Annotated in this window: 18 protein-coding genes; 3 read left to right on the forward strand and 15 right to left on the reverse strand. The window is 45.9% G+C overall.

The window, feature by feature from the left end; genetic code table 11:
• Positions 1–78: 78 nt before the first annotated feature.
• Positions 79–636, forward strand: a complete 558-nt coding sequence (locus PQG66_RS09720) for a DUF4879 domain-containing protein (RefSeq protein ID WP_272037489.1) — start codon at positions 79–81, stop codon at positions 634–636.
• A gap of 92 nt (positions 637–728) precedes the next feature.
• Here the strand turns inward: PQG66_RS09720 and PQG66_RS09725 are convergent, their stop codons facing one another.
• The 3 genes from PQG66_RS09725 to PQG66_RS09735 all read right to left on the reverse strand — a co-directional run bounded on the left by PQG66_RS09725 (position 729) and on the right by PQG66_RS09735 (position 2,452).
• Complete coding sequence (locus PQG66_RS09725; protein ID WP_272037490.1) at positions 729–914, reverse strand: hypothetical protein; 186 nt, start codon at positions 912–914, stop codon at positions 729–731.
• Positions 915–1,317: 403 nt separating this feature from the next.
• Entirely contained in the window at positions 1,318–2,070 is a 753-nt protein-coding gene (gene yaaA / locus PQG66_RS09730) for a peroxide stress protein YaaA (RefSeq protein WP_272037491.1), read from the reverse strand.
• Positions 2,071–2,155: 85 nt separating this feature from the next.
• Positions 2,156–2,452, reverse strand: a complete 297-nt coding sequence (locus PQG66_RS09735; protein WP_272037492.1) for a DUF3139 domain-containing protein — start codon at positions 2,450–2,452, stop codon at positions 2,156–2,158.
• Positions 2,453–2,664: 212 nt separating this feature from the next.
• Here PQG66_RS09735 and PQG66_RS09740 point away from each other — a divergent pair, with 212 nt between their 5' ends.
• Positions 2,665–3,420, forward strand: coding sequence for a hypothetical protein (locus tag PQG66_RS09740; RefSeq protein ID WP_272037493.1), 756 nt, complete (start codon positions 2,665–2,667; stop codon positions 3,418–3,420).
• 121 nt (positions 3,421–3,541) lie between these two features.
• On the opposite strand, the gene PQG66_RS09745 is transcribed toward PQG66_RS09740, so the two are convergent.
• From PQG66_RS09745 to PQG66_RS09775, 7 genes are all read right to left on the reverse strand, one after another.
• On the reverse strand, positions 3,542–4,180 hold the full coding sequence (locus tag PQG66_RS09745; protein ID WP_272037494.1) for a hypothetical protein: 639 nt from the start codon (positions 4,178–4,180) through the stop codon (positions 3,542–3,544).
• Positions 4,181–4,402: 222 nt separating this feature from the next.
• Positions 4,403–5,008, reverse strand: coding sequence for a cell wall hydrolase (locus PQG66_RS09750; protein WP_442955091.1), 606 nt, complete (start codon positions 5,006–5,008; stop codon positions 4,403–4,405).
• Positions 5,009–5,497: 489 nt separating this feature from the next.
• On the reverse strand, positions 5,498–6,715 hold the full coding sequence (locus tag PQG66_RS09755; protein WP_272037496.1) for an MFS transporter: 1,218 nt from the start codon (positions 6,713–6,715) through the stop codon (positions 5,498–5,500).
• 97 nt (positions 6,716–6,812) lie between these two features.
• Complete coding sequence (locus PQG66_RS09760) at positions 6,813–7,628, reverse strand: carbohydrate ABC transporter permease (protein ID WP_272037497.1); 816 nt, start codon at positions 7,626–7,628, stop codon at positions 6,813–6,815.
• A 54-nt stretch (positions 7,629–7,682) separates the two neighbouring features.
• Positions 7,683–8,555 (reverse strand): carbohydrate ABC transporter permease, encoded by an 873-nt coding sequence (locus tag PQG66_RS09765; protein ID WP_272037498.1) that lies wholly within the window; start codon positions 8,553–8,555, stop codon positions 7,683–7,685.
• A gap of 3 nt (positions 8,556–8,558) precedes the next feature.
• Positions 8,559–9,833, reverse strand: coding sequence for an ABC transporter substrate-binding protein (locus PQG66_RS09770; RefSeq protein ID WP_272037499.1), 1,275 nt, complete (start codon positions 9,831–9,833; stop codon positions 8,559–8,561).
• Between the two features lie 14 nt (positions 9,834–9,847).
• A complete protein-coding gene (locus tag PQG66_RS09775) occupies positions 9,848–11,032 on the reverse strand; it encodes an LLM class flavin-dependent oxidoreductase (RefSeq protein ID WP_272037500.1) in 1,185 nt (394 codons plus the stop codon).
• A 465-nt stretch (positions 11,033–11,497) separates the two neighbouring features.
• On the opposite strand from PQG66_RS09775, the gene PQG66_RS09780 reads away from it, so the two are divergent.
• Entirely contained in the window at positions 11,498–12,358 is an 861-nt protein-coding gene (locus PQG66_RS09780; RefSeq protein WP_272037501.1) for a helix-turn-helix transcriptional regulator, read from the forward strand.
• 106 nt (positions 12,359–12,464) lie between these two features.
• On the opposite strand, the gene PQG66_RS09785 is transcribed toward PQG66_RS09780, so the two are convergent.
• The 5 genes from PQG66_RS09785 to PQG66_RS09805 all read right to left on the reverse strand — a co-directional run bounded on the left by PQG66_RS09785 (position 12,465) and on the right by PQG66_RS09805 (position 17,665).
• Positions 12,465–12,713 carry a YfjL-like protein gene (locus tag PQG66_RS09785; RefSeq protein ID WP_272037502.1) on the reverse strand — a complete coding sequence of 83 codons (249 nt, stop codon included), beginning with the start codon at positions 12,711–12,713 and terminating at the stop codon, positions 12,465–12,467.
• Positions 12,714–12,843: 130 nt separating this feature from the next.
• Entirely contained in the window at positions 12,844–13,785 is a 942-nt protein-coding gene (locus PQG66_RS09790; RefSeq protein ID WP_272037503.1) for a hypothetical protein, read from the reverse strand.
• A gap of 35 nt (positions 13,786–13,820) precedes the next feature.
• Complete coding sequence (locus PQG66_RS09795; RefSeq protein WP_272037504.1) at positions 13,821–15,188, reverse strand: nucleotide sugar dehydrogenase; 1,368 nt, start codon at positions 15,186–15,188, stop codon at positions 13,821–13,823.
• 85 nt (positions 15,189–15,273) lie between these two features.
• Complete coding sequence (locus PQG66_RS09800) at positions 15,274–16,077, reverse strand: response regulator transcription factor (protein WP_272037505.1); 804 nt, start codon at positions 16,075–16,077, stop codon at positions 15,274–15,276.
• 187 nt (positions 16,078–16,264) lie between these two features.
• Positions 16,265–17,665: a glycosyltransferase family 2 protein gene (locus PQG66_RS09805; protein WP_272038127.1), complete on the reverse strand. Its 1,401-nt coding sequence runs from the start codon at positions 17,663–17,665 to the stop codon at positions 16,265–16,267.
• Position 17,666: the final 1 nt, after the last annotated feature.

Genomic DNA, 17,666 nt, shown 5'->3' on the forward strand with positions numbered 1-17,666 from the left:
AAGTTCATCTGTGTTATGTAAGCACTTGTATCTTTATCTGCTATCACATTCAAAACAAGAAAGGTGGAATTGATTTTTATGAAAAAGTGGTTTAGTTTAGCTCTAATTCTTGTTCTTGTTTTATCGTTTAATACAGCAGTGTTTGCAGAGGCTCAGACTGCTCAACCCAAACCTTTGACGAAAGAAGAAGTTGTGAATTCCAAAGCCTTCCTCGAAGCAGTGGAAACAGCCAAAGCTGAATTTAAAGCGAAGCAGGAAAATGGCGGTCCAGTTTTACATGCGCCTGCGCCAAAGGTATCTCACATTAATGTCTATGCTGTCGTTTCTCCCAATGGCGGTCAAGAGATTTATGGTTATAACAGCAACCCTCTGTCGACAACCAATGATCACGGCGGCAACTGGATTCAGGGCATCACGTTCCAGATCGGTTATGACAGCTCTCACTTTGGTACACTCGCAGGAAATCAAATGACAAACACTTGGTCCGAGCCTATCGATCTGGACGGTGATCGTATTATAGATGCGTGGGCCTATTCTTGGGTGTATGAAGCACCTACTTCGGGAGGGCAATTCGTAGGAACCGTTTATTCTATTAACAATGCAGCCAAATGGACCGCCTGGATTAACGTTCGTTAATTTCTAAAATCCGACATACCAGAAAAAAAGTAAAACTGTACCCGTAGAGAGACTATAACGTCTTCTTTTCAGGTACAGTTTACTTTACATAATCAATCGAGGTCTAGGTATGTGCTTGTAATAATTCTTTTAAATGTTTTTGGAACTAGGGTAAATGAATCTTCTAAGGTTTCCTTGCCAAAAATAGGAGATATAACGTGAATATAAAACCGCCCATCATCTTCAACCATTTTAGTGATTACTGCTGTGAGAGGATCTTTGGTTTCTTCTTTGTTCATTGAAACGATATAGAGATACTTCCCCTCGTTAAGATATCGATAGCTTAGTTCATCCCCATCTCTTAATTTGCCACAGGATGGACTTTCAAATGATTCTATCTTCGTTCTGTTGTGCCCTTTTCATCGATCGCGAACCATTACCTTACATAATGAATCACCTTGTAGTTCAACTGAAACAATGTGACTGGTTGATCCTCATCTTGTTACTTTCCAGCTCTTCTGTACAAAATCATCCAAGTAAGACTATCGATATTTTCCTTTATTTAGGTAATGGTGCATTAGTCCTCTATTGTAGCACTTTTCTCTTCAGAGGATTTTAAACAAAACAAAAAAGCCGCCAGATGGCGACTTTCAGATATAGCATAAGGGATGCTCATTCACATATATAATCATACACCCAAGACTACTTTTCCGCTGAATAAATAAACACATAAGTACGTTCATCCGATTGTTCTTCCGAGAAAACAAACTCTAATCGATCAAATTTCTTGATCTTCTGCACATCTGTAATCTTGCGCTCTGCCATAAAGCGCACCATCTCACCTCTAGCCATTTTGGCACGGGTGGCCTTCTCTACCAGCTTGCCACCAACCATTTGTCCGAAGACACAGGTGATCAAACGGGTCTCTTCCTTTAGAAAAGGAGTAATGTTCTTACTATATTCTTTGGAGGCCAGATTCAGTATGCAGTTGGTCTCCGCTTGAAGCTGATCGGCCAGCTTGCTGCCCCAGAACTGATAGAGGGATTTGAATCCCGGACCTTGCAGCTTTCCCTGCATCTCCAGTCGATAAGGAGTTACCCCGTCCAACGGACGTAACATGCCATAAAATCCAGATAATATGCGCAGATGCTGCTCCAGATACGCCAACTCCTCCTGCTGGAAAACCCCAGGCGCCATATACTGATACTGAATGCCCTCATAGGCGTAGATGGCTGGTGTGAGGTTAGACTTCACATTCATATGTTGAATCCGCTCCATATTCAATTCGGCGATTGCATCGTTACTTTTCCATAACGCTTTGAGCTCATCATAAGATAATTTTCGGAGCACATTCAACAGTTGTTCTGTCTCGTTTATGAATTGAGGTAACTGCAAGCTAGCCATCAGATCGGTATCCATTTTCATCTTTTTTGCTGGTGAAACAATCATTCTCATCGTGTTAATCCATCCTTAATCTACCGTTGTTTTGTCGTTTATTCATTGTACTGGATTGGACGGACGAATCCAATGGTCAACTCAATTATCTCCCATGATCATTGGGATCAGGTGTTAATTGCACCCATTGCTCTCCCCTATAGGTGTAGACATATTCCTGTGGATCATCTTTTAATTTTACACCAACAGGATATTTCGGCATTTTACTACGACGAGCGGTGATACTTATAATCGTATGCTCATCTATTCCTTTTTCGGTGGTTAAATACTCTCTCAGATCATTTTCAAGTTTCCCCATATCACTTTTATATGAGCCGTACCACACAAAAGAAGCCATTATCACTATTGTCACTAACACCAATGAGACTTTTAGAAATTTCATCTTAGTTCACCCTAGCTTTTTTATCAAATAATTTTCACAAGCAGATTGCCTGCTTTTTGAATAGGCCTTTGCTACCAGTTGAACTTATAACTTGTCAATATGTTATTACCTGAATTTGAGTCCATATTCTCATGGTCTCGATACACCGTTTTGCTAAGATAACAATATTCCTACATAAACAATCTATGTACAATAGAAAGGGTGCCTCTTCCATGTATTTTATTCAATTACTGGTCGCTCTTGCAATTTTGGGCGGTTCAGCTAGTTCTAATTATGCAACGTCTACACCAATGGAAGTCAAATCGTTACAACCTCAGACGGCTTCTTCTGAACGTGTCATGGAATCCGGTTTGAAGCCTTTCCGAGATGAAAAGTTTTTTAAAGATCTCGATCCTTTCGAGCAAGCCGCTGAAAACCTTAGGGAGGATTATTCTACCTTTGATTCATGGGACCCATACAATGTCGGGGATACGGGCACGTTTCTTTATGGCGGACAAGTAAGAGTGTTAAGAACACTTCCTTTGAATCAGAGTATTTCCATAGGACCAATGACTATTCATATGTTGAATGTTCAATTACTAGAAGTTAGTGATATTCCGAAGGACACCCAGAAGAACATTTCCATTCTGAATCAGGAGAAGATTGGACCCGATATGACGTATATTAAAATCCTCTACAGCATCGAAAATACAACGGATCGAAATATCGGGTTTTACGGGTTAAACTCCGTCCATCCGAACATAGGGAAACCCCATTCGGCAGATCGTAATTTCATGAGGAGGATCTATGTAAATCATCAATATGACGGTGTAGTCATGGATGATATAGTCAATGGATATGTATTCACAGAGGATCCTGATCAGCTGGAATCTATTGAACTGGTTTTTAATAAAATCTATGACTATGACACTGGAGAAACCATCGTAGAGCCAACGTCATTGACTATACCTTTTAAAGCCCAGGACTAATAAAAATAATTCCCTTTATGAATATCCTTTCTAGGATCATAGCACATTATGAATGAACCCTGGCTAAAGTCAGGGTTCATTTCGTATATATAGTCTCATTAGAGATAACATTTCCGACGAATTATAAAAATCCATTTAATCCTCCAAAAATTTTTCCAATGATATCAAAGTAAATCATGATAAAAGATAACAGCAGCGCTACAGGGATTACAGTTAACATATGTATTTTCTTCCTAGGAACAATCCATAGTAAAGTAATGACCATGAGTAAATAGAATCCCATAAGTATTGGAACCAAATAATAATGCTCATGTTCAGGCAAGTAAGCATTCTTTAATGTATATCCTTCTGTTATTAGAACGGCCACCGGAAGCGACAAAATGAAACTTGCTACATATCCATGCCCACGTGCATACCACATCACAACAGCACATATTGGCGATACGACTGCACAGATAACCCAGAACATCGTTTCGTTCTTGGAGAAAAAATGCAGAAAAAACACAGTGTACAGATAATAAAACGTCAGTAGTGATGTGAAAAAGGAGAACACCTTAACGGCCGCCGATCTTGGCGAATAGCTATAAACGGAAATAAGCGTTGCAACAAAAATCCAAATGCCTAAACGTCCACCAATTTGATCAAATACGGGGTTCACTCCCTGAGTATCTACAAGTTTGGCTGCCAAGCCCATAATCCCTCCAAGAATGATCATCCATACCAAAGCATAAACTTTTCGTCCGTTGCTCACATTGCTCATCGTTCTAATTCTGTTTAATTTACTATTTATTTCCATTTTAAACTCCTTCCCCTTAGATTATTGTAACTTCCGCCCGACTACTAAACCATCCCATAACATTGTATTTTATAAAACAGTCACGATAAGAGAGGCAAAAGACTTGTATATAAAAACCTTGGTACACAGCCACTTACACGGTGTAACCAAGGTCTTTTATCATGAATATATCATATTCTTCTGTCTTCATCTTGTAAAATCATGTGCCCCAATGGTCAATAGTGTTGGCCTACTCTTACTCCATTCGGATGTCGCAATCTTCGGATTGTAATAATACAGTGCACCATGCGTCGGATCGGCACCGTTCAAAGCCTGACGTGCCGCCTTATACGAGGTGGCGGTTGGTTTTAAATTAAACTGACCATCGTCCACAGCAGTGAACTGACCTTTCTGGAAAATGACTTCTGAAATGGATGACGGGAATTCTTCGGACTGCACCCGATTTAAGACAACTGCCCCTACCGCAACTTGTCCTTCAAAAGACTCCCCGCGCGCTTCCCCATGGATCAGCTTCGCAAGTTGACGCAACGTCTCACCTTCGGCTTTCACCTTCTTATTCAGCCTCTCCAAAGTAATCGGCCCGGCCACACCATCAGCATTCAATCCCTGTGCTTGCTGGAACTCGCGAACGGCACTTTGAGTGATTGAACCATAATAACCTGTCACTCCAGCATCGAAATACCCCAAGTCGCTCAATTGCTCTTGCAATTGTACCACATGTTCACTACGAACGCCGTGCTCCAGCTTCTGCGCCCCTACGGAAGGCACAGCCACGGTAAGTCCCAGTGTCATTGCGCAAACACCGAGAAGCACCTGAACTCGTCCTGCTCTTTTTCCATTCTTCTTGCCTCGACGATGAGTCACTTTCCGACTAACCGTAATAGGTTCCATGTCGATCATCGTGGGCATATCAAAGCTCTTCTTCTCTATTTCTAAAACAGCTTCTCCAGCTTCTTCATTCATCTCAGTCATCTGACTCATTACCAATCTGTTCTTCATCATTTCAATTACCCTCCATTTATCCGAATCCAGATCATATCGTTTCCCCCTGAATCCTCTTGGTTGGACATCCCGAGTGTCATTATAGGATAACGAATTTATTCAGTCTATCGGACCGATGGAGCATGAAAAAATGAGTCTTACTCATCGCAAAAAGAGGCATGAGCCCAAGGTCGTATCAGGGCCATGCCTCTTCATATATCAACTTTATATCGCTTATCCTGCCTCCATTATCGTAGGCTGGCAGACCCGTACAAAAGTTGCGCTAAAATTTTATAACGATTATTCTGCGAGTTCCTGCCCCTTCGTTTCCCGTCCCCAGAACAACACAGCGGCTGCACCAATAAGAATGGTGACGAAGAAAATAGTGAAAATAAGGCTGATGGGTACCGCTCTTTGAACCAGCATACCCACCATGAACGGTGCAAGCACGCCTCCAATCCGGCCAATCGATGTAGCCAGTCCCACACCTGTGGAACGCAAGGAGGTAGGATATAATTCTGGGCTATAGGCGTACAGTCCACCCCAGGCACCAAGGTTAAAGAACGATAAGCAGATGCCCGCGGCTAGAATCGTTGCTTCCGTTGTAGCCAGTCCAAAAGCAATTGCGCTAACTGCTGTCAGCGTCAGATACACGACAAGCACGAACTTGCGCCCATAACGTTCAATGAAATACGCTGCAGTGAAGTAACCTGGCAGCTGTGCGATCGTCATGATCAGCACATATTGAAAACTTTTCACTAATGTAAAACCTTTCGCCATCACAACCGAAGGCAACCACAAGAACATACCATAATACGAGAAAATAACGGTAAACCACAAAATCCATAGCATCAATGTGGTGCGACGATGCGGCGCCGACCAGACCGTCGCAACCTTTTCACGAAACGTGATTTTATGCAACTTTGTGTGATTCTTATATCGCGGTGGATCTTGAATAGCACGACGCAGGTACAGTGCATAGAACGCCGGTATTGCACCAATGGCAAATGCAATTCTCCATCCATACTCCGGGATAACGAAATTCGCAATGAGCGCAGATACGATCCAGCCCCCTGCCCAGAAGCTTTCCAATAAAACAACCGCACGTCCACGTTCTGCAGTAGGCATGGATTCGGATACCAGCGTAGATGCCACGGGCAGTTCACCGCCGAGACCTATTCCTGCAATCAAACGCAGTACACACAAGGCCGCAAATCCAGTAGCGAGTGCAGATAGACCGCTTGCAATGGTAAAGATCAGCAACGTCCACATCAGGATCGCTTTTCGCCCAAAACGGTCTGCGAGTGCACCTGCAAGCAGGGCACCCAGTGCCATACCGATGGAATTGATACTCGTCAGCGTTCCGACTTGTCCGGGACTGAGACTCCATTCCTTGGCAAGTGCTGCGACGATAAAGGAGATCATGCCAACCTCCATCGCATCAAACAGCCAGCTCATACCAGCACTGAACAGCAGCTTGCGCTGCTTGGGATTCCGCAATACTTCCAATTTGCTCATCAAATTCTAGCTCCCTTGATTTCTATGTAGTCATCCTGACACTAAATCATTATTATGCAGAATGATTCAGAAATCAATGCAAAATATGCATCAGCCCTCATCCTTTAAGAGAACCTGCGGTCAGACCTGCTACGAAATAACGCTGTAGCAAAAGGAACAGTGCAATCATCGGAATAGCTGAGATCAGAACACCCGTGAGCATCATCGGATAATTTGTCACGTACTCCCCGCGGAATTGCATTAAGGCAAGAGGTAAGGTTAGCTTAGACTTGCTGGTGAGCATAAGCATTGGAATAAGCAAGTCATTCCACACCATCACAAGCAGAAACGTCGCTGTTGCAGCCAATGAAGGTGCAGCCAGTGGCAGAGCAATTCGAGTAAAGAGCCTCCATTCGCTCGCTCCATCCATACTGCCTGCTTCCAGAATCTCCGAATTCAACATGCGCATGAACCCCGTCAGCATAAATACGGAGACAGGCATCAGCATAGCGGCTGATACGATAATCAAGCCTGTCAGGCTGTCCGACCAGCCGAGGGTACGCGTGAGGGAATAGATCGGCAGCATACTGACTTGGGACGGCACGATCAAACCCGCCACAAACAGTGCAAACACAATTTTACCCACACTACCGCCCCAGCGGACAATGGCGTAAGCAATCATGCTGCTGAGTAGCAGCTCAATCGCAACCGTACCCAGTGTCACGATCAGGCTATTCCCGAAATATTGCCACATCGGCTGATTGCGAAACAGCCCCGTCACATTTTCCCATGTAAACGGGTCCGGCCAGCTGAATGGACTGGTGAAAAAGTTACTGCTTGTTTTGAATGAAGATACAAATACAAAATAAAGCGGTACAAGGATCAGCAGTGCGTACACCAACAAGATCAGACGTTTGAACCATTTGAAAACCATATACACTCCCTCCTTCCTCCAAAACGTAAACTTCACGTTAATCCGTTCTTCCGTTTAATAGCTCACCCGGTCTGCACGCAACGCCTTGAACTGTACTAGTGTCAGCAGCGCGAGCAGTACCAGGAAGATCATCGAGCCGGCAGAAGCCAAACCAAACGAATAGCTGCCAAAGGCCGTATGATAAATATAGGTGGTCAAAATTTCAGTAGAGTAGTTCGGACCTCCGTCCGTCATGGTGAAAATGAGATCAAAGGCCTTGAACGACTGTATCGTCGTATAAGCCACTACAATCGTTGCCGAAGGAGCCAGCAGCGGCCAGGTCACCGTACGGAAAACCTGCCATTTGCTGCCGCCGTCCATACGAGCCGCTTCATACAGTTCTGCTGGAATACCTTGCAGACCCGCGATGAACACAATCATCATCTGTCCTGCGTGAGCCCACACTTGCACGGCAGCAATAGAATAGATGGCAATCTTGGGATCACCGATCCAGTTGCGTGCAATGCTGCCCATGCCTGCCTCGTTCAAACCGTAATTGACAAGTCCAATAGACGGATCATACATGAACGCCCAGATCAGACCAACCGATACGGACGACAGAATAGCCGGCAAGAAATACAGCGCGCGAAGCGCCACTCTAGTCTTGGTATTGCGTACGAGAAGTAGCGCTAGTACAAGTGAAATAAAGGTTTGTGCAATCACAACCGTTAACATAAACTCCACGTTATTGCCGAAGGCTTTGCGAAATACGATGCTGCTAAGACTGTCCTTGTAATTATCCAGCCCTACAAATGCATACGACGGGGATACCCCGTCCCAATCCGTAAAGGAGTAGAACAGCCCCGTCAATGTAGGAAATACGAACAATCCAATGTACAGCAGCAATCCGGGTAACAGAAACAGGGATAGCTGAAGTCGATTTTTCATCGTTTATTTCCCGATATGTTGATCAATGATTGCTTGTGCCTGCTGGGCTGCCTCTTCTGGCGAAGCACCGCTCAGCACAGCCTGAATGGAGTTGGTGACTGCCTTCTGGTTATCTCCGTTCAGGATCGTGAACCGTGGCTGGAACACGGTCTTTTTGTTCGCCCACTCTCCGGCAACCTGAAGCTCAGGTGTATCATACTTCACATCATTCACGGTTACATTCTGCCCTGTCTGGTTCGCGTATGCGCCAGCTACATCCGGCTTGCTCAGGAATTCAAGGAATTTTTTCGCTTCTTCCGGATGTTTCGACTTGCTGTTTACCGCAAGCATGAATGTGGTCGTGTGCACCCCTTCATACTTCGCTTGATCGGCACTTACCGTAATCGGTGCGAGCAACTTTTGCTCCAGATTCGGATTCTGCTGTTTGTTCTGAGCGAGTTGATACGAACCACTTGCGAGCATCGCTGCTTTTTCCTGAATAAACAGTGCACCTGCTGCAGGGTCTTTCGTCCCCAGTGCATCCTGCTGGAAGTATCCTTTGTCGTTCAGTTCCTTGATTTGCGTCAACGTTTTTACCCAGAACTCGTCTGTCAGTTTAGCTTCGCCCGCTTCAACCTTCGTAAAGATGTCTTCACTCGGCGCATTGTTCATCACCATCGTATTCATGAATTGGCCCGGGCCAATATCTGCTCCGGCAAAGGCAATCGGAATGATGCCATTATCTTTCAGCTGCTGGCACAATGCCAGAAACCCTTCCCAGTCTTTCGGTGGCGTGAGGCCATACTTTTCAAACAGCTTTACGTTGTAGATTGGGTCGTTATATACAAGTTGGTACGGAATTGCATATTGTTTTCCATCATGCTGCCCAGCTTCGATCAGTTTCGGATTATAAGCCGACAGGAACGATGATCCGCTCAGATCCGTGAATAATCCGGCCTTAGTGAATGCTTCGAACTGAGCACCCGGGAAGGAAGCAAACACATCACCTGTGGAGCCATCACTAATTTTGGATTGTACAGTGGATTGATACTGATCGGAAGGCAGAGTCTGCATCTCTACTTGGATGTTCGGATTCTCCTCTTCAAACGCATCGATCGCTTTGTTAAGCGCTTCGGAATCCTCGCCACGCCAGTGCATGAAGCTAATGGTTACTTTGCCTGAACCTGAGGAGCCGTTCTCGCCGGATGATGCATTATCTCCACCGCCGCAAGCGGACAGCAGGATGGACATCACCAGCATACTGACAAGCGGCAGAATCATTTTTTTATATTTTCTCATGAAAGACGACCTCCTTAGTTGGTAACACTAGAATGTTGCTTTTGTCTTGTTTTCCATTTCTCACGGATGATCGGCATCACGGTCTTGCCGAAGATTTCAGCTTCTTCGAGATGCGGATAACCGGATAGAATGAACGTCGTAACGCCCAGGTCTCCGTATTCCATCAAACGTTCTGCTACCTGCTCCGCTGTACCCACGATGAGGATTGCCCCACCGGAGCGTACCACGGACAAGCCAGTCCACAGGTTCGGTCCAACGACAAACTGCTGCTTCTCGGATAGTTCCCGGAGCTCATTTTGTCTGCGCTGATTGGTGGCATCTGTCTCGGCAAATGCGGCTTTGGCCTTTTCAATCGCTTCCGGCGGTACTTTGCTGATGATCTCCCATGCTGCTGCCCATGCTTCTTCTTCCGTATCCCGAATGAGCACTTGAGCACGCATACCGTAACGGAGCTGACGATCTTGTCCGGTCTCCTCTTTCACCTGTTCACGAATGACCTCAATCTCTTCGATCTGCTCTTTAATCCAGTCATGGGGTTCTCCCCACATCAGGAATGTATCCGCATGTTCAACCGCCACTCGTTTGGCAATCGGAGAACTCCCCCCAAGATAGAAAGGCGGATGTGGCTTCTGTACCGTCTCCGGCATCCCTACCGGGCCTTTGAAGTTATAATATTGACCATTAAATTCGGATTTCGAATTACTGGATACATCTGCACTTGATTGCGAACCACTTCCAGCAAATTCGGTCAGATTCAATCCTGTCGATTGTGTCCATGAACGTTTCATCACTTCCATATACTCGCTCGCCCGAACATATCGTTCATCATGCGCATGAGCCAGCGGATCGCCTAGTTCTTCCAGATCCCGCACGGAACTGCCCGTAACCACATTAATCATGGCACGACCGTCAGAGAGCTGATCCAGAGCCGCCCCCATACGAGCCGCGAGCACCGGTGTAACCAGACCTGGGCGTATTGCTACAAGGGGGCGTAATGTCTTGGTGTGACCCATTACCGCGGAGCCGACCACCCATGCGTCCAGACAGGCTCCCCCTGTCGGAATCAGCACAAATTCGAATCCCGCCTTCTCCGCCGTTTGTGCCACCTGCACCAGATAATCCAGACTTGGCTCACGCTCTGGCTCAACCCCTACATACTTGCCATCCCCAGCCGTCGGTAAAAACCACCCAAATTTCATCTCTTCCTGTTCGCTCACATTCGTCATTCCTTTCTATGGATAAATAAAGTCTCATGTTAAAAAGAAGATCGGTGCTGTGCAACATGGCCGTTCCGGGTATGAATCGTTCTTTCGATCGCTTCGTTCTTCAGAATCGATTTCGTCCCCTCCACTACGTTTGCACTCGTTAAACCCTATTTTTAAAGTGCGCCTAATTTCTAATTATTTTGTAAAATATACACCCAAAAGCCGATTAATTAACTTGGTTTAATAGGTATGGATATCATACCAATTGATTTGTCTGTGATCAATGTCATTTCGCGGTAATTTCTTTTTGTCATTTTGTGGTCTTCTCTCAAATATAGGTCTCTATGATCTTGAATATGTACAAAACCCACCTGTATAATAGGTTATTAATCACTATTGTAGAATCTGCCACAATACTTTGAAGTAAAAGAGGTGTTCCTGTTGATCGAGAGAGAGCACATGAAGGAGGACCACCACGAGTTTTTGGATATTGTTTTTTTCACGCCATCTGAATTTGAAAAGGCTGGTGGTGCCTGGCCCATACGCATTGGTCGCAATATTGGAAAATCCAACTATCGTATTGGCCCCCGTACTACGCCGTATCATTATTTGTTATTTGTGATGGAAGGAGAGGGCACCTTCATTCAGAACGGACAGGAGTATCCTCTTCGCCCTCGGGATGCATTCTGCTTGTTTCCACATATCACGCATGAGTATTGGACAGACCCAGAGCATCCATTACAAAAAATATTCATTGCATTTGACGGGACATATGCTACCGAGTTACTCTCACGAATTGGATTAACTCCGGAATCTCCATACCGCTCTAGTGTACTGACACCCGAAACAGCCAGCAGTATGCGTGCATTTATGGAAGATGTCCGCAAACCGCAAGATCATGCCAGTGATCTGGGACGACTTGCCCGGTTTCTAGGGCTTTTTGAGCGTATTGCGCGTTCCCCGGCGATCCAGAACCTGCAACCGGACTCAACTATACCTTGGCTTCAAAAGGGGAAAGAGTATATGGAACTTCATTTTGCTGGCGGCATAACGGTGGAGGGGGTTTCAGCCCATGCAGGCGTGGATCGAACTCATTTTGCCAAACAATTCCGCAAAGCCTACGGTGTCTCCCCTGTTCAATATATTCAGCAGCTCAAAACGGACCAAGCGAGACGTCTGCTTGTGCAGACAGCGCTCAGTTTAACGGAAGTGGCCCATTCTGTCGGTTACCCGGACTTGTTTTCTTTCTCCAAAGCCTTTAAAAAACAGGTCGGCCTACCTCCCAACCGCTATCGGATCGCAGAGCAAAACAAAGCTTAGTTCCATACCGCAGCCGCTCTGAACTAAATGCACGTTTTTGGGTGCCAAAAAAAACGAATGAGGCAAGCCTTTCGCTCAGTGAGTGAGGACAGCCTTATTCGTTTTTTCAATAACAGGTACTTATCATTACGGAAGCACCATAAGGAGCCTCTGAGCTTTTGAAGGAATAGTTGCCCGTTATATCTATAATTTCCTCAGGTGAATAGCCTTTTTGCTGAATCAAGTAGGCTCTCACTTTCCCTTCAGCATTCTTCATTTGGATCGGATTACCGAATAAACCGAAATACCCCCATCCGCACATCACTACAACAAACGCAAGAATAGAAATCAAACTGATTCTCACTCTTTTTGTCATCACGAAACCTCCACATCTCTTAGCGTTCACATCTATTATTTTACATAAAAAAAATCCCTTCTAAGCTGCAAACAGCAGAACAAATGTCTGCTATTTCGCTTAGAAGGAATGATCAACCTGAACAGTAAACTTACTGTTTCTGTTTCTGTTCCGATTCCTTGGATTCCTTGAATTCTTCTTTTGATTCCTCGGTTTTGCGTGCCAGCGGAATGCCGTTTTGCTTGGCATACCATGCCTCATAATGATGTACTGCCACACCTGCGAATGATGAATGAGTGTCACCCAGTTCGAACACTTTCTGCATCTCTTCGTCCATATTGCTGATCGGTTTGCGGAAAAAAGTCAGGTGATCCCCCTCGTGTGTATCTCCGAGCTCTGCTCCAATCCAGACTTTTTTGCCCAGATCATCCGCTTCGGCGAGTTCTTCTTTGGAGAGATCATACATCTGCTGCCCGCTGTCCCGATAAGCCATAATAGCCACCGCATCGAAACGGGAGATAACCCAGCGACTGAATGTCTCATTGCCTCCAGCCGATTGACGAGCATCGAGCCAGAACGGGATCGCTGCACTCATTTCGAGTCCGGCAGCCTTTCCGGCTTCCGTCCAGACCTCCATATTGTTCTGCCACTCGGCAATGACACGGCTCTCCTCATTCTCCCAGCGTCCGAGCTGATACGGCTCGACATCGAGCTGAATGCCCACAAAGCGTTCGTTTTTGGCAGAAGATGCATTATATGCTCTCACCTGCTCAATAAAAGCAAGTCCCTCGGCCCGTTTTTCCCGATAGGCCCAGTCCGCATGACCGTTAAGGGCGTGCACCTCGATCTCTGCATTTGTCGCCGCTGCTATGAACTTACGGTATGCCGTTTCAGACACTTCATCCTGAAGTTGTAGAAAAATGGTGTCCACACCCTGCTCTTTGGAGAACGTTATGATCTCAGGTGTCTGCTCTGTAATGATTGACGTATCCCACAGCCAGGTCGCCTTATGTTCCTCGTGCGAAAACCATTTAAATAGCCAGGACATCAGTAGCAGGCAGAGCACCACAGCCACAATTGCCCATTTTGTCATACCTGCCAACTTGCCCTGTCTTCTCATAAGTCCCCTCAGACAAGAACCGCTTCACTTGGCTCTAGCACAGGATGCTGTACCGAGTGACCAATTTTATAGATGTGTGGGTGTGTATACGCACGGAATGCATTACGTGTATCCAGAATTGGTACACCCAATTCCGCAATATCAAAATAAGGCAAGTCGCTGTGGTTCGTAATCAGTACGATGCAATCATACGTTTTGAACTGCTCCAGATTGAAGGCTTCGCTGTGTACCGTTTCACCGTGTTTGTCCTTGAACGACTCTGCATGTGGGTCATAATAGCTCACATTTGCGCCGCTTTCTTTGAACAGCTCGTATACTTCCAGTCCTGGTGATTCACGCAGATCAGCAATGTTCGGTTTATATGACATGCCGAGCAGCAAGATTTTGGATTTACGAACAGACTTCGCGTATTCATTCAGGATTGTAGACGTTTTGTTGAGTACGTAGTACGGCATATTGTCATTCGTGGATTGCGCCAATTCAATAAATTTGCTGTAAAAACGGAATCCTTTGGCCTTCCATGACAGATACATCGGGTCGAGCGGGATGCAGTGTCCACCGATACCTGGACCTGGATAGAACGGCATGAAGCCGAACGGTTTCGTCGCAGCCGCGTCAATAACCTCCCAGATGTCGATCCCCATACGGTCACACATCATCGCCATTTCATTGACAAAGGCAATGTTAACGCTGCGGAAGGTATTTTCCAGCAGTTTGGACATCTCTGCTACTTTAGGTGAAGATACGGGAACTACAGTTTCTACATATTTGCTGTATAGCGCCGTTCCCAACTTCAAGCAAGCTTCGGTTGTACCGCCGATCACTTTTGGTGTATTAAACGTGGTAAACCGGCCGTTGGACGGGTCCACTCGCTCAGGGGAGAAGCATAGGAAATAATCTTTGCCGACTTCATGTCCAGCCTTGTCCAGCTCTTGCTGGATTAGCTCTTCCGTAGTCCCCGGATATGTCGTGCTTTCTAGTGTGATCAGCATCCCTGGTTTCATATGCAGCTTGATCTGATCCACAACTGTTTCAATGTACGAGGTATCTGGGTCCTGGTTTTCGCTGAGCGGTGTCGGTACGCAGATGCTCAATGCGTCAATGACGCGTAGCATGCTGTAGTCGGTTGTTGGCTGAAAACGACCGGTTTGCATTATTTTTTTCAATTCGTCGGACGAAATATCGTGAATATAGGAATCTCCATGATAGATGCTGTCGACTTTGGAAGCATCCAAGTCGATGCCGATCACGGTAAATCCTTGGTTAACCATCTCCACCGCAAGGGGAAGGCCGACGTAACCGAGGCCGACAACGCCAAGTACCGCTTCTTTATTTTCGATCGCATTCAGTAAGGTGTGAAATTGTTGATTCTCCATGATATTCCCTCCGGACAATATATTTTGATGTAACTTGTATGAATAATCCATTCAAATCCTGTAGATCAGATGTCTCTCTTATCTTCTAGTGCAAGCAGCGTCTGATTCGAGCATCCAGCTCTACAGGAGAGAACGGTTTGGTCATATAATCGTCTACCCCGCTACGGAAGCACTGACTAATCGTCTGCTCTACCCGTTGTTCCGTCAACACGACGATTTTTGGGGGTTGCTCGACCTCTAGCTTCTGGATATGGTGAATGAACGGAATTCCATCGATACCATACAAATTCAGCTCAGTCAGCACCAGATCCGGTGTTACTTTTTCGATGAGGTCGAGTGCGGCGAGTCCATCCACCGCTTCGTAAGTTTCGTATCCCTGCATCTTCAAACGCAACTGTAAAAATTCCCGGACCGTTGGATCGTTATCTACAATCAAAATCCGTTCCGGTTCATCCTTGGTGTGCTCAAGAGTGTAGATATGAATCTCCGATGAATCCACAAGATTTGAAGATTCGGCCATATGCTGAATCGTTGCCTTCGAAGGGCGCTCCCCCGGCGGGAAACTGGCTAGTGTGATCTGCGGATCCGCACCAGGAACGCTCTCCTGTAGATCATGTTTAATCCGAAGGCCTTCATAATGAACTTCATTCAGCGAAAGCCCTGGAATTAACACCGCAACCGTCTGTGTGCGCTCATCTTGCCACACCTGAAAAGAGGTATATCCAACGCGCTCCAGATGTGTCCTGACCTGTTGCTCTGGCTGAATCTGACCTGCACAGTGAATGAACATTAAGCCACAAGCTTGGGCACCCGTTTCCTTCAGCTGCTGTTCTACACTGCGATACACATCCACGGCAGCCTCACGCTGCAATGTCGCCGTATTTGGCATGTTCTTTTCCACCTTTCTCCTCCATGTTTTAAACAAGTTCAACACGTTTACACGTACATTCCGATGACAGAACAACCTTCCGATGCAGCTTTCTTTCTGAAAGCTTTTAACTTCGTTTCTTCAGATTATTTCTGTCCTCTCCGTCATCGTGTAAAAATGGAGTTGAACATCTATACTGTTGTTACTGTTATGCCGCTTTGCTTGTGTCTTTAGATTCCTCGGACCAGCTTTGGCGTGTCATCGTACCCCATGAGTTGTTGTTTTGCAAAAATTGAATATGTCCTTGTAATCTCCATAGCACGCCGAGCTGATGATACCCTACAAATTTCAAAGCGGAGTAGAGAAGCATTTTGAACAGATCGGAAAGCTTGTTATACCGTTTGAACGCAATTTCCTCCAGAATCAGAGCACCTATGCTAAGTAGATATCCACTCACGAAGTTCAGCAATCCAAACAGGACGAGAATCGGCCACTGCGTCATGTCCAGAAGCACGTACCCTGCCAAAGCAAGCAGCCCGGTAATACGGAAGTACGGATTCAGTGCTTCAAAAATAACGTTATACGGCATGGTTATGAGCCCCATAACTTTATATTTCGGATTGAACAGCATGCCGCGATTTTCTAGCATGTTTTTCAGATTCCCTCGTCCCCAGCGTTTACGCTGACTGGACAAAATACGGTAAGAATCTGGTGCCTGCGTCCAGCACACTGCTTCAGGACAAAAGGCGACGCGGTATTTCAGTTTATTTTCCAGCATATAGCGGTGAAGCTTGATAATAATGTTCATGTCCTCACCTGGATAACCATCGCGATAACCGCCCACGGCAATCACCGCATCCTTGCGGAACATACCGAATGCACCAGAGACGATAATCAGACCATTCATGTGACTCCAGCCAATTCGTCCCCCCAGAAAGGCTTTCAGGTACTCAATGGACTGGAACATCGGCCAAATCTTGCGCGGGAGTGACACATCCTGAACCGCACCATTTTCAATTTTGCAACCATTCGCAATGCGCACATCTCCGCCGATCGCAACGGTCTCTTCTGGATTCTCCATATACATGCGAGCCATACGAATTAACGCATCTTTTTCCAGCAGTGAATCGGCATCGATGGAAGATATGAGCGGATAATGGGACAAGTTGATCCCCGCGTTAAGAGAATCCGCCTTACCTCCATTTTCCTTGTCGATGACATACAGATCCGGGAATTCCGGGTTATGATAGATGCCTCGAATCGTCTGACACGGGATCTTCCCGCGAATCTGCGTATTCGGTACCGGCTTCAGGCGGAATTCCTCCAGCAATACCTTTAAGGTGGAATCACTGGAACCATCGTTTACTACGATGACCTCATACGTTGGATAGTTCAGTGTCATCAGGCAGTTTACATTTTCAATAATCGTCAGTTCCTCGTTGTACGCTGGCACCAGCAAGGATACCGAAGGTACTAGCTCCGAGCCGGATAACGTATTGTACTTGGAGTAATGTGACCGTCGGAAGATCGTCCAAATATTACGGAATGATAAAGCCAGTATCGAAAAGTAGAGCGCATTAACAAACACCACATAATAGATGGCGACCATA

The sequence above is a fragment of the Paenibacillus sp. JJ-100 genome, from assembly GCF_948329825.1.
Classification (GTDB): Bacteria; Bacillota; Bacilli; order Paenibacillales; family Paenibacillaceae; genus Paenibacillus.

Coding starts and splice junctions, on each gene's coding strand:
- PQG66_RS09720 (WP_272037489.1), top strand. CDS start 79: ATGAAAAAGTGGTTTAGTTTAGCTCTAATTCTTGTTCTTGTTTTATCG.
- PQG66_RS09790 (WP_272037503.1), bottom strand. CDS start 13,785: ATGACAAAATGGGCAATTGTGGCTGTGGTGCTCTGCCTGCTACTGATG.
- PQG66_RS09765 (WP_272037498.1), bottom strand. CDS start 8,555: ATGAAAAATCGACTTCAGCTATCCCTGTTTCTGTTACCCGGATTGCTG.
- PQG66_RS09750 (WP_442955091.1), bottom strand. CDS start 5,008: ATGACACTGGGACTTACCGTGGCTGTGCCTTCCGTAGGGGCGCAGAAG.
- PQG66_RS09800 (WP_272037505.1), bottom strand. CDS start 16,077: ATGCCAAATACGGCGACATTGCAGCGTGAGGCTGCCGTGGATGTGTAT.
- yaaA (WP_272037491.1), bottom strand. CDS start 2,070: ATGAGAATGATTGTTTCACCAGCAAAAAAGATGAAAATGGATACCGAT.
- PQG66_RS09795 (WP_272037504.1), bottom strand. CDS start 15,188: ATGGAGAATCAACAATTTCACACCTTACTGAATGCGATCGAAAATAAA.
- PQG66_RS09775 (WP_272037500.1), bottom strand. CDS start 11,032: ATGAAATTTGGGTGGTTTTTACCGACGGCTGGGGATGGCAAGTATGTA.
- PQG66_RS09770 (WP_272037499.1), bottom strand. CDS start 9,833: ATGAGAAAATATAAAAAAATGATTCTGCCGCTTGTCAGTATGCTGGTG.
- PQG66_RS09760 (WP_272037497.1), bottom strand. CDS start 7,628: ATGGTTTTCAAATGGTTCAAACGTCTGATCTTGTTGGTGTACGCACTG.
- PQG66_RS09755 (WP_272037496.1), bottom strand. CDS start 6,715: ATGAGCAAATTGGAAGTATTGCGGAATCCCAAGCAGCGCAAGCTGCTG.
- PQG66_RS09725 (WP_272037490.1), bottom strand. CDS start 914: ATGAACAAAGAAGAAACCAAAGATCCTCTCACAGCAGTAATCACTAAA.
- PQG66_RS09805 (WP_272038127.1), bottom strand. CDS start 17,665: ATGGTCGCCATCTATTATGTGGTGTTTGTTAATGCGCTCTACTTTTCG.
- PQG66_RS09735 (WP_272037492.1), bottom strand. CDS start 2,452: ATGAAATTTCTAAAAGTCTCATTGGTGTTAGTGACAATAGTGATAATG.
- PQG66_RS09745 (WP_272037494.1), bottom strand. CDS start 4,180: ATGAGCAATGTGAGCAACGGACGAAAAGTTTATGCTTTGGTATGGATG.
- PQG66_RS09780 (WP_272037501.1), top strand. CDS start 11,498: ATGAAGGAGGACCACCACGAGTTTTTGGATATTGTTTTTTTCACGCCA.
- PQG66_RS09740 (WP_272037493.1), top strand. CDS start 2,665: ATGTATTTTATTCAATTACTGGTCGCTCTTGCAATTTTGGGCGGTTCA.
- PQG66_RS09785 (WP_272037502.1), bottom strand. CDS start 12,713: ATGACAAAAAGAGTGAGAATCAGTTTGATTTCTATTCTTGCGTTTGTT.